General features: G+C 36.2%; 12 protein-coding genes. 1 reads left to right on the top strand and 11 read right to left on the bottom strand.

Going from position 1 to position 11,460, the window contains the following annotated elements; genetic code table 11:
• Window positions 1-1,644, top strand: a 1,644-nt coding sequence (locus RTP52_RS18820) for a transglycosylase domain-containing protein (RefSeq protein ID WP_312372899.1), incomplete at its 5' end; no start/stop codon positions are given.
• Between the two features lie 130 nt (window positions 1,645-1,774).
• Here the strand turns inward: RTP52_RS18820 and RTP52_RS18815 are convergent.
• The 11 genes from RTP52_RS18815 to RTP52_RS18765 all read right to left on the bottom strand — a co-directional run.
• The gene (locus tag RTP52_RS18815; RefSeq protein ID WP_312107077.1) at window positions 1,775-2,131 is read right to left on the bottom strand and encodes a SpoVA/SpoVAEb family sporulation membrane protein; all 357 of its coding nucleotides are present in this window, start codon (window positions 2,129-2,131) and stop codon (window positions 1,775-1,777) included.
• Window positions 2,132-2,143: 12 nt separating this feature from the next.
• Window positions 2,144-3,211, bottom strand: coding sequence for a stage V sporulation protein AD (gene spoVAD, locus RTP52_RS18810; RefSeq protein ID WP_312107078.1), 1,068 nt, complete (start codon window positions 3,209-3,211; stop codon window positions 2,144-2,146).
• 68 nt (window positions 3,212-3,279) lie between these two features.
• Window positions 3,280-3,783: a stage V sporulation protein AC gene (spoVAC, locus tag RTP52_RS18805; RefSeq protein WP_312107079.1), complete on the bottom strand. Its 504-nt coding sequence runs from the start codon at window positions 3,781-3,783 to the stop codon at window positions 3,280-3,282.
• The gene (locus RTP52_RS18800) at window positions 3,770-3,928 is read right to left on the bottom strand and encodes a hypothetical protein (protein WP_312107080.1); all 159 of its coding nucleotides are present in this window, start codon (window positions 3,926-3,928) and stop codon (window positions 3,770-3,772) included. The genes spoVAC and RTP52_RS18800 overlap by 14 nt, the downstream gene beginning before the upstream one ends.
• A gap of 426 nt (window positions 3,929-4,354) precedes the next feature.
• Window positions 4,355-5,071 carry an RNA polymerase sporulation sigma factor SigF gene (gene sigF, locus RTP52_RS18795; RefSeq protein ID WP_312107081.1) on the bottom strand — a complete coding sequence of 239 codons (717 nt, stop codon included), beginning with the start codon at window positions 5,069-5,071 and terminating at the stop codon, window positions 4,355-4,357.
• A 35-nt stretch (window positions 5,072-5,106) separates the two neighbouring features.
• A complete protein-coding gene (gene spoIIAB / locus RTP52_RS18790) occupies window positions 5,107-5,535 on the bottom strand; it encodes an anti-sigma F factor (RefSeq protein ID WP_442913545.1) in 429 nt (142 codons plus the stop codon).
• A 94-nt stretch (window positions 5,536-5,629) separates the two neighbouring features.
• A complete protein-coding gene (gene spoIIAA, locus RTP52_RS18785; RefSeq protein ID WP_312372898.1) occupies window positions 5,630-5,992 on the bottom strand; it encodes an anti-sigma F factor antagonist in 363 nt (120 codons plus the stop codon).
• Window positions 5,993-6,150: 158 nt separating this feature from the next.
• Complete coding sequence (locus RTP52_RS18780) at window positions 6,151-7,560, bottom strand: tetratricopeptide repeat protein (protein ID WP_312105356.1); 1,410 nt, start codon at window positions 7,558-7,560, stop codon at window positions 6,151-6,153.
• 90 nt (window positions 7,561-7,650) lie between these two features.
• On the bottom strand, window positions 7,651-7,788 hold the full coding sequence (locus tag RTP52_RS18775; protein ID WP_012198505.1) for a hypothetical protein: 138 nt from the start codon (window positions 7,786-7,788) through the stop codon (window positions 7,651-7,653).
• Between the two features lie 361 nt (window positions 7,789-8,149).
• Window positions 8,150-9,553: a DUF342 domain-containing protein gene (locus RTP52_RS18770; protein ID WP_312105352.1), complete on the bottom strand. Its 1,404-nt coding sequence runs from the start codon at window positions 9,551-9,553 to the stop codon at window positions 8,150-8,152.
• Between the two features lie 147 nt (window positions 9,554-9,700).
• Window positions 9,701-11,460, bottom strand: a 1,760-nt coding sequence (locus RTP52_RS18765; protein ID WP_312372897.1) for a valine--tRNA ligase, incomplete at its 5' end; no start/stop codon positions are given.

Below are 11,460 nucleotides of genomic sequence, written 5' to 3'. Positions count from 1 at the left end.
ATTGGGGAAGGTTCTTATTATGAGATGAAATATAACTTGTCTGTATACGATGACGAGAATAATGCTACTCACTATCACTTAAATGATTTACTTGAGTATTTTAAGGATTTTAAGGATACTGAGGGACTTTACTATCATGAGCCTTATACCCCAAAGGTGGGTATCAACTCCTTAGGATATAGTAAGGAAGATATGGAAGCAAAAATTGAAGAATTCCGTAATTCTAAGGTAAAAGAAAATCAGGAATATGTTGAGGATAAACAAATTACCATACAGCCTCAGACCTCAATGACTATTATGGATCAGCACACTGGTTACGTTGTAGCTTTATATGGTGGCCGTGGTACTAAGACTGCTAACCGTACAAAAAACCGTGCATCGGACTCCAGGCGTTCGGTTGGTTCTACCTTTAAGGTACTAGCATCCTTCCTTCCAGCTCTCGATTCTGGTCGTTATACTTTAGCAAGTGTAATGGATGACTCAGAATACACTTATCCTAATAGTAAAGATACTGTAACCAACTGGAATAAGAAGTATAAGGGATTAAGCACAATGCGTGAAGCCATCTATAATTCTATGAATATTGTTGCTTGCCGTTTTATGGAGGCGGTAACACCAAGAAAAGGTTTTGATTATTTAACAAGTCTTGGATTTCAATTAGTTGAGTTAAAAGTAATGAATAATGGTGAAACAAAAACTGATATCGGTGTTTCTCTTGCATTAGGTGGACTTACAGATGGTGTAACAAACGTAGAGTTAACTGCTGGATATGCTGCGATTGCCAATGGCGGTGTTTATAATGAGCCTATTTATTACACCAAGGTCCTAGACCAGAATGGTAAAGTTATTCTTTCGAACGAACCAAGCTCAAAGCAGGTAATTTATACTTCTACCGCATGGTTATTAACGAATGCAATGGAAGACACCATTAAGAGAGGTACTGCATATCCAAGCATCGGATTCCGTAATTACTCCATGCCAATTGCAGGTAAGACTGGTACCTCAACGAAAGATTACGATTTATGGTTTGTTGGATACACTCCTTATTATACTTCCGCTATCTGGACAGGATTTGACAATCCTTTCTCACAGAAGGAAAAATCCTACCACAAGGTATTATGGCGAAGTATTATGGAGGAAATCCACTCTACTCTTAAGTTAGAGAACAAAGCATTTGTAAAACCAGACTCCATTGTAACTGCTAAAATATGTACAAAATCAGGTCAACTAGCAGTTGCTGGTGTTTGTGATAAAGCATTGAGCGGTGACTGCACAAGAACTGAATATTTTGCTAAGGGAACCGTTCCAACACAAACCTGTACGGTTCATCAAAAAGTAAGTATCTGTAAGGTATCTGGATATTTTGCAAGTCCTTACTGTCCACTAGAATCCTTAGTAGAAAAAGTTTACTTGATTAAAGATGAAATGAATCCAACCGATGACACTAAATATCTCTTACCAACAAATGATATCGCAACCATTTGTCCAATTCATAGTGAAGGTACTATAGCTCCAACAACGGACGTTGATGATAGTGAAACACCAGTTGTACCAGAGAATCCAGATGAAGGTGATATGACACCGGTGGAACAAACTACACCTCCTCCAGTTCTTATTATTCCACCAACGGATAATCAGCCTTAAAACATAATAATTGAAACAATCAGATATTTCAAACTGTAATAAATAGAATTTTGATATGAAATCATAAAAACGAGTGGAAACGTTTAAGAAAACGTCTTCCACTCATTTTTAAATACCGAACTTATATTTCTTATTCTTTCATCTTTGGATTAAAAATTAAAGAAGCAATATAACCAAAGATAAGTGCTGATGAAATTCCAACGGCGGAAGAAGTAAACCCTCCTTTAAATAATCCGATAAATCCTTCCTTATCAACGCCTTCTTTAATTCCTTTGAATAAAACACTACCAAATCCGAGTAAAGGTACGGAAGCTCCTGCTTTCGCCCATTCCGCAAATGGCTGATAAACGCCAATTGCTCCTAAGAATGCTCCCAAGCATACAAGTATAACCATAATACGTCCAGGCATTAACTTAGTGTTGTCCATCACAATTTGTACGATTGCACAGATTGTACCACCAACTAAAAATGAAATTAAATAATCCATATATGCTCCTTTCTAGCAAGATTCCAACATCACTGCATGTGCAATTCCAGGAACACTCTGTCCCTCGTTGTAGCTTACCGTAGAAAGAAGTGCACCAGTTGGTACAAATAAGACCCTGTTCCAGTCCCGTTTTCTTAACTTTTGCAAAATATATCCTGTCAAAGTAATCGCACTACAACCGCAACCACTACCACCAGCATGAGTATCCTGAGCCTCTGGATCATAGATTTCGATACCACAATCCATATGATTGTTACTTATGTCATATCCCTTTTCTTTTAATAAATCGATTAGAATGTCCTTACCAATCATACCAAGATCACCGGTTATAATACGATCATAATAGTCTGGCTGAATCTTAAAATCCTTTAAATTTTGCGCAATCGTTTCACATGCTGCTGGTGCCATGCAAGCGCCCATATTTAAGGAGTCTTTTATTCCATAATCGACGATTTTACCTATTGTAACACCCTTTACTTTAATCATTACCGGAGAAAATTGTTTTGCAAATTCACTATCTTTTTCTGGCTCATGCCCTAAGATAACAGCACCGCTTCCTGTTACTGTCCAACTTGCTGCCTTAGGTCTTTGATTTCCATATCCGAGAGGAAATCGGAATTGTTTTTCAGCTCCAGCAAAATGGCTTGATGTGATTGCTAGAGTTCTGTCAGCAAATCCACCATCAATGATCATTGAGGCAACCACGATAGATTCTCCCATAGTGGAACATGCACCATAAACACCTAAAAGTGGTATTTCAAAGTTCTCAATACCAAAGCTAGTAGCAATTAACTGTCCCAGCAAGTCTCCACCAACTAAGTAACGTATGTCTGATTTTTTTAGTCCTGCATTGTGAATTGCTACGTCGACTGCCATTCCTAGCATCTTGCTCTCTGCTTCTTCCCATGTGTTTTGTCCAAACATAGGATCTTCTTCTATTACATTAAAAAATGCACCCAATGGTCCCTCACCCTCTTTTTGTCCAGCAACGGAGGCACATCCAATAATAGCGGGTGGATTTGAAAATTGAATGCTTTGTTTCCCAACCATCTTTGATTGTTTGGCTGTTGTTTGAGTCATAGGCTGTCCCTTCTTTCTATGCAATTTTATAGCAGCTGTATTCCAGCACTATAAAATTGTATACCATTTTATTTCTGAAACATTGTAAAGATATAGTATACAACTCCTAATAGCCAGGAAGAGAATATACCATATAGAATTACAGGACCAGCTATCGTAAATATCTTACATCCTATACCAAACACCTGTCCCTCTTTCTTAAATTCGATGGCTGGAGCGGCGACTGAGTTAGCAAATCCAGTAATCGGTACTAAAATACCTGCACCAGCGAATTTAGCGATCTTTTGATACCAGTTAAACCCGGTAAAAATGATCGATAACAAAACCAATGACATTGTAGTATAAGCGCCTGCTAATTCCTTTTCAGCTCCATAAGAGGAATAAAAATTAATAAACCCTTGACCAATTGCGCATATAATACCACCAGATACAAATGCTTTGCACATGTTAGAAAACCAATTGTGCTTTGGTGTCACCTGTTTCACATACTGATTATAAAGTTTATCTCGTTCCTGCTGATCTTTTTCATTCGCAACCTGAGATACCGAAACCTTATTCTTATCGTTTGCCATAAAGACCTCCATTCAATTTGTCTATGCTGATAAATGTCCCTTCAAATACCTGTTTTGTATTCTTGGTATAATAGCATACGCACCCAACAACGATTACTACCGCAAGTACGATTAGTGACATAACACATATTTTTTTCGCTTTCATTACTATTCCTCCTAACCAGATGTCTAAGCGAATTTTACTTTACTTGTTCAAGAAAACAGGCTGTTGCAAACCGCGCTAAAAGGTATAACAACAGAACAAATTTTAAGTTCTATCGTATTCCAATCACGATTTGCAACAGCCTCCTTTTTCCAAGTGAACTGTTACTATTATCTCTTATTTTATTGATAATATGCTGGTAAATAGTTACTTCTAATCCTTTTAAAAAATATGTCTCGCATACACTGTAAACAAATTATCATCAGAACTAAAAAATACACGTTACAAACTTTGCTTGCCATAAAAAAGTTTATTCTTTCTTATCACTTATAACTTCTTATGTTTAAACATAATTTTGATTTTAATTTATACTATCTCCAAGATTAGCAAAGAAATGTAAAACACGGATAGTAACCTCACACTTCTTAACTATCCTAGCATACGTTCTCTCATTGTTCTTAATATTTTTCTCTCCAACCTAGATACTTGTACTTGAGATATCCCAAGCTGTTTTGCAATTTCTGTCTGAGTTTTATCTTTAAAATAACGTAAGCGAATGATATCCTTCTCTTTTTCCTCAAGAGAATCCATCACTTCTTTTAATGCCATATGATCAATCATTTCTTCGCTTGCATCATCGGTTTGTTCTATTTTATCAATTAAGAAAATTGCATTGCCATCTCCTTGATAAATTGTCTTATAGAGTGACTCTACCTCAGCACCTGATTCAAGAGCCATAACCACTTCTTCCTTTGCTAGCTCTAAGGCCTCTCCGATTTCCTCAATCGTTGGTTCTCTTCCATTCTTTGACTCCAAAGTTTCCCTCATAAGTCGTATCTTCCCAGCAGTTTCTTTTAGAGATCTGCTTACCTTTATCATACCGTCATCTCGAAGAAATCTCTTTATTTCTCCAGTTATCATAGGAACCGCATAGGTTGAAAATTTTACATCATAACTTAAATCAAATTTATCAATTGCCTTCATAAGCCCAATGCTTCCAATTTGAAATAAATCTTCCGCTTCATGACCTCGTCCCATAAATCTTCGGACGATGCTCCAAACCAATCCAACATTTTCAGTTACTACACGGTCTCTCGCTTTTTTATCTCCCTGTTTAGACAAACGTATTAAATCCAGTGTGTCCACAAATGACCTCCCTTCTACCAAGTCGGCAAAAGATTTTATGTAGTACTGATTCTTTTTTTCATACGGACTGTAGTTCCATTTGAAACTGTAGAATTGACAGTTAACTCATCCATAAAGGCATCCATAAAGGAAAATCCCATTCCGGAACGTTCTAATTCTGGACGAGAAGTAAACATAGGCTCCATGGCAAGCGGTATATTTTCTATACCAACCCCATGATCTGAAATTTCTATTGCTAATTCATCACCTGTTATCGCACAGTAAAGTTTAATCTTTCCTTTTTTGTTATCATAACCATGGATAATACAATTGGTAACTGCTTCAGACACCGCAGTTTTAATATCTGCAAGCTCCTCTATTGTTGGATTTAACTGAGCTGCAAAGGCTGCAACAACAGTACGAGCAAAGCTTTCATTTTTTGAAAGAGCATCAAATTCTAACACCATCTCATTGTCACATTCCATCTCAATGACATCCCTCATTTCCTTATTCTGTAAGTTTTGATCCATTCATTTACACCTCCATAAGTATTATCACAACGCCCTCGACATTGGAAAATTACATACAATTTAATGCCTCCTGCATATCTTGGTAACGGTTCATAATCTTATATAAACCAGATAATTTTAAAATACGGTCAATTCGATCAGAAACCCCAATTACAGCAAGAGTACCGCCCCCAACATGAAGTAATTTCTTATAACGTCCCATAATCACACCAATACCGGAACTGTCCATAAATGATACTTTACTGAAATCAAAAATAACATTTTTCACATTTTTTTGTTCAATCAGCTTGTCCGCTTGTTCCCTGATAAAAATGGCACTATGGTGATCTAAATCCTCCTTCATATGAATAATGAGCGTATTATTACGAATCTGAAAATCCGCACAACCTACTTTTTGATAATCCAACCACATAAATTCGTCCTTAGAGTTCATACATAAAATCGTTCCTTTCCATGTTTGTAATTTTTTTACATCTAGTACTCAGAAAAAAAGACACTCCTTTTCGAAATGTCTTTTTAAAATCTTTTATCTGTATGCAACCAAATAATCTGTTGCCAATCGTTTCTTACTTATTGTAAATCATTTAAACGTTGTTTTGCATATTTAGCCAGCGAAGAATTTGGAAAATCCGTTAATAACTGATTATAATATGTTTTTGCTTCCTCGTATTGATCTAACTCTTGTTGGGTCTTACCTAAGTAATATAGAGTATTATCATCTGGATCACCATAAGAATAAGCTTGTGTTAGCAGCGTTAACGCTTTCTCGTATTCTTTGTTATTGAATGCTGTTTTTCCTTGCTGAGATACTTCTTTCGCTGCAATCGGAGATACCTTCTGTTTCACCATCTCATATAATTTAACAGCATCTTGGTTTTCCATCTTAGAAGGATCCACTTTCGATAACAAATCAGCAACTTCAATCGAATTTTCTGGTGTTAAATTATTGGTTGAGTCCAATTCGATATAACGATATACAGCACTTAAAATACTATCGTACATTGTTTTATCGTATTCTGGAATATCAATACTATCTAATTCCTTCTGCTTTTCTGCAAGTTTTGCTTTTAAATCTTCCACTTCTTTTTCACTAGAAGTAAGTTTAGTACGATACACTAATTGCTCGCTATCAAAATCACGTTGTTTCTGCAAATATTCACTCTGCGCATTTTTCTTCACGGTTGGAACAATTAAGAAAAAAAGCACAGAAACACCAATGACAACACCTAAGATAAGATTAATAAAGAGCCAAACATTTGGCTTTTCTTCCTTATAAGATGAGATTGGGGATAATGGTTTTCCTAACGGTCCTGAATTTACCTCTCCATCGCTCCAATATGGCGCAGAGGTAGTTTCCCCACCACTTACCAACTGATTTAACTCGCTTAAGTAACGTAATGTAGTAGTATTCGCTAAATCTATCTTATTTGCTTTAGCTAAGCACCTTCTTGCACGCTCAAATTCATTATTTTTCATATAAATCAATGCTAATAATTGAAGTGCACGAATAAAGTGTGGATTTAAATTGATAACCTTTTTTAATTGAATAATTGCCAGATCATCGCTACCTTGCTTTGCGGAATCTAATGCAATATTATATTTTTTTATGGCTTGATTCATAGAATCTAATTTTGTTGGATTCGCCTGTACTGCACCAATATAGACATCGGCATCGTTATCTTTTGCCTGAAAATGTTTACTAATAACCCATTCACTTAATGCTGCTACTGTCTCTCCCATCTCAAAGAATACAAGCCCGAGGAGATTTCTAGCATTGGTATTTCTCTTATTCATCTCCAAGCTTTTCTTTAACATGATTATGGCACCGGTTAGGTCTCTAACCTTTGCTTTTTCCAAACCACGATTATAATAGCTATTGGATAATCGATCTGTTTTTCTTACTATCGTTAAATCTTTACCACAAAATTCACATCTGTTTCTTCGAACTGCGACCACATTGCCGCACTTTGGACAATTCATCGTATTCCCCCCATGGTCCGCTTGTTTCCTGGCAGCAACTATTCTTGCTTGTCCAGTTAATGACTTTCTGTCACGTTCGTATAAAATCCTCTATCCTTTTTTCTCATTAAGAATAGATTCTATCATGTCTGTGATATCCGTTAAGTCATTATTAAAAATTGCCTCTTCTGCTTGATCTACTTCAAGACTCGGCTGAAATTTTGCTATTTCTTCATCAAAATTAATCATAGGATACCTCTTTTCAATAGAACATTGACTTTCATCTAATGAATACAATTTCTGCATTATAGTACTATCATACAGACAAGAACGCGAAAAATCAAGTGTTAGTGTGAAAATAAAAAGCAATTTTTACACTTTTTAGTTATAGCAGTATTACATCTGGTTGTAGATGTAATATACACGGGGATTTGTATGAAAAAAGTAATTTTTACACTTTTTATCTATAGCAATATCACATCTGCTTGCAGATATAATATACACAAGGTATAGTGTGAAAATAAAAGCAATTTTCACACTTTTTCTTTATTATAGTATACTTGTCCATGAATGCAATCTATTTTCATCGCAAAATATTACAGCAATCGTATTATATGAAAGGAATCATCTCAATCACATCACCATTTCTCTGAACATAAGATGCAACAATTTCATCTTTTATTCTCTTAGATAAGCAATTAATTTTAAGCAGGCAGCCCGGATATATCAACTTATGAACAACAATTTTTGCATCCTTGCTACTCTTTATAAATTCCATTAGATCACTCCACTCATCTACTTTCTCCGCGATTTCAGAATTCATGTTTATTTTTGTTCTTAATAACCTTATTTTCTGGTCACGGTATGGACTAATGCTATCCGGTATCTCGCGTTCTGTAATCATGGCAATTGCAGCCTCTACCTGTGAAAGTCGTTCTTTTAACTCGTCAATTTGCTTTTCAAGAAGTAAAAACTTCTTACGATAAGATTCACGAACTCCAACAACTAACTCTGTTTTAATATTAGCGTAATTACCAATGGTTGATGCAGTTATTTTTCTACCTGCATAGGCACTGCCTCCAAGCAATATTCCTCTTTTTCCGGTTACGATAATTTCATTCCCTGCAACCATGGTACAGTTCATAATCGTATTGGCCGTAATATTTACCCTGGCATTCATCTCCACATGCTCAAAGAACTTTCCAGAGATAGAACCTCCGCACGTTATACTTCCCTTTCCTGCACCCTGCATTCCGTTTTCTAAAATAACATCTTTACCTGCCCTTAAGGTTGCACCTTCCACATGACCTCGTACAACGATACTGCCTTCTGATTCCACAACCTTACCAGAGGAAATGTTTCCATAAATCATCAGATCACCTTTAAAGAGAATATCACCTTGCAGATAATCGATATCTTCTCTAATTTCTAGAACATTACTTATTATAATGCGATCACCCGAAAGTTCGATTTTTCCCGCAATGAGTGCAGTATAGATAAGCCTGTCCTCCGATAACTTAAACCCTTTACCTTTTAGCGGTGGAAGGTCTCTACCTATCTTTCCTACCCGAATGCTTCCAGATACATCAATACCATTGGTTCCTTGAATGGCTTTATGATACCTTACTATAATTTCTCCCTGAGAAACTGTAACAATTCTGGTCATAGCATAATAATCCACCGAATCATCTTCTAGGATTCTTGGGTTTCTATCAACTCTAGTATCAAAAAAGTAAACAAAATAACCGTCTTTTCCGTCGACCTCCTTTGTTCCCTTTGCTATTAGTATCTCTTTCCCATAGCAAGGTTTTTCGCTAAGCTTGTTAACTACATCATCGTCGATTCCATATATAACATGATGGAAACGAAGTATTTCATAAATCATCTCTTTTGTATAACGATCTTTACCTACTGGAGCATAAAGAGTAATATATGCTTCCATTTTATCATTGCGAAGAGCAACTTTTGTCTTCTTGTACATTAATTCTTTGGTTGGCCTTGACCAATCACTCATGAATAGCACCCCCTAAGTACATTCATAATTACAATATAAATATCGGATAAGATAAAAAAAAGCATCAGAGTTTTTACGAATGTTTCGTAAAACTCTGATGCCAATATTTATTACTGCTAATAATCTTTCAAAATTATTTTGTTTTAATTATTTCTGAAAATGTACCAATCGCTCCTCTACTTGAGCTAACATGGAGGTATACTTCTCTAACTTCCCTCTCTCCTCTGCTAATTTCGCTTCTGGAGCTTTGTTTACGAAGTTTGGATTTGCAAGCATTCCATTAACACGTTTTAACTCACCAGCCAAACGTTCTTTTTCTTTGCTAAGACGTTCAATTTCCTTCTCGATATCAACAAGGTCAGCAAATGGAATATAAATGGTTGCTGCTGCAGTTACAACTGAAACCGCATCAGAATCAATACCATTCTTATCACTTTGGATAAGGATTTCACTTGCATATCCTAAGCTAGCAAAGAATACTTTACTATTAGTAAATACTTCTCTAACCTTTTCACTATCAGAAACTACGATTACCTTAGCTTTTCTGCTTGGTGGTACATTCATCTCTGTACGTGCATTACGGATTGCCTTTACTGCCTCCTTGATAATCTCAACAGCTTCCTCTTCCTTTGCAAAATTAAATTCTTCCTTATACTCTGGCCACTTGGAAATCATGATAGACTCATCCTCAGAGAGTCTTCCCTCCATTTCCTTTAAAGTACAGAAGATTTCTTCTGTGATAAATGGCATATAAGGATGAAGTAACTTAAGTGCAGAATTTAATACAGTTCTTAACGTGTAGATTGCTGCTGTCTTAGTTTCTTTCGCATCACCATATAATCTTGGTTTTACCATTTCAATATACCAGTCACAGAACTCTTCCCATATGAAATCGTAAACTTTCTGTGCCGCAATACCAAGATCGAACTTTTCAAGATGTTCTGTTACATCCTTCGCTAACGTATTTACCTTTGAAATAATCCACTTATCAGCATCCGTTAGAGTAGATATATCCACAGAATTTACCTTAGCATCCATTCCTGCTTCTTCCATCTGTTGCATATTCATCATGATGAAACGGGAAGCATTCCATACTTTATTAGCGAAGTTTCTTGCTGATTCCACACGTTCCATATAGAAACGCATATCATTACCAGTTGCATTTCCTGTGATTAACATAAATCGAAGTGCATCTGCACCGTACTGTTCGATAATCTCTAATGGATCAATACCATTTCCAAGAGATTTACTCATCTTTCTACCTTGAGAGTCACGAACCAAACCATGGAATAATACAGTTTTAAATGGCTTTTCGTTCATTTGCTCGTATCCTGAGAAAATCATACGGATAACCCAGAAGAAGATAATGTCGTAACCAGTTACTAAGACATCAGTTGGATAGAAATACTCTAAATCTTCTGTTTTTTCAGGCCAGCCAAGGGTTGAAAATGGCCATAATGCAGAACTAAACCAAGTATCAAGAGTATCTGGGTCCTGTGTAAAGTGGTCATGTCCACACTCACAAGCAGTTGGAGCTGTCTTAGAAACAATAACCTTACCACACTTATCACAATAATAAGCTGGAATACGATGTCCCCACCATAACTGACGGCTGATACACCAGTCACGAATATTGTCAGTCCAGTTATAATAAACTTTTTCCATACGCTCTGGAACTAACTCAATTTCCTTATTTTTAACAGCCTCTATAGCAGGCTTAATTAATTCGTCCATCTTAACAAACCACTGCTGCTTGATTAATGGTTCTATGGTTGTGTTACAACGATCATGAGTACCTACATTATGAGAATAATCTTCTACTTTCACAAGTAAGCCCATTTCATCTAACTCTTTTACAATTTGCTTTCTTGCTGCGTAACGATCCATACCTTCAAACTTGCCACCAT

This window comes from Lachnoclostridium sp. (genome assembly GCF_031997925.1).
GTDB lineage: Bacteria > Bacillota > Clostridia > Lachnospirales > Lachnospiraceae > Lachnoclostridium.
Note: the sequence above shows the minus strand (reverse complement) of the source record. Positions and strands in the feature narration are given on the sequence as shown.

What these genes read in the sequence shown, in the direction of transcription:
- RTP52_RS18775 (WP_012198505.1), bottom strand. Translation starts at nt 7,788, where the DNA reads ATGATTAATTTTGATGAAGAAATAGCAAAATTTCAGCCGAGTCTTGAA.
- spoIIAB (WP_442913545.1), bottom strand. Translation starts at nt 5,535, where the DNA reads ATGGAATGTGACAATGAGATGGTGTTAGAATTTGATGCTCTTTCAAAA.
- RTP52_RS18815 (WP_312107077.1), bottom strand. Translation starts at nt 2,131, where the DNA reads ATGGATTATTTAATTTCATTTTTAGTTGGTGGTACAATCTGTGCAATC.
- spoIIAA (WP_312372898.1), bottom strand. Translation starts at nt 5,992, where the DNA reads ATGTGGTTGGATTATCAAAAAGTAGGTTGTGCGGATTTTCAGATTCGT.
- RTP52_RS18780 (WP_312105356.1), bottom strand. Translation starts at nt 7,560, where the DNA reads ATGAATTGTCCAAAGTGCGGCAATGTGGTCGCAGTTCGAAGAAACAGA.
- RTP52_RS18800 (WP_312107080.1), bottom strand. Translation starts at nt 3,928, where the DNA reads ATGAAAGCGAAAAAAATATGTGTTATGTCACTAATCGTACTTGCGGTA.
- RTP52_RS18770 (WP_312105352.1), bottom strand. Translation starts at nt 9,553, where the DNA reads ATGAGTGATTGGTCAAGGCCAACCAAAGAATTAATGTACAAGAAGACA.
- spoVAD (WP_312107078.1), bottom strand. Translation starts at nt 3,211, where the DNA reads ATGACTCAAACAACAGCCAAACAATCAAAGATGGTTGGGAAACAAAGC.
- spoVAC (WP_312107079.1), bottom strand. Translation starts at nt 3,783, where the DNA reads ATGGCAAACGATAAGAATAAGGTTTCGGTATCTCAGGTTGCGAATGAA.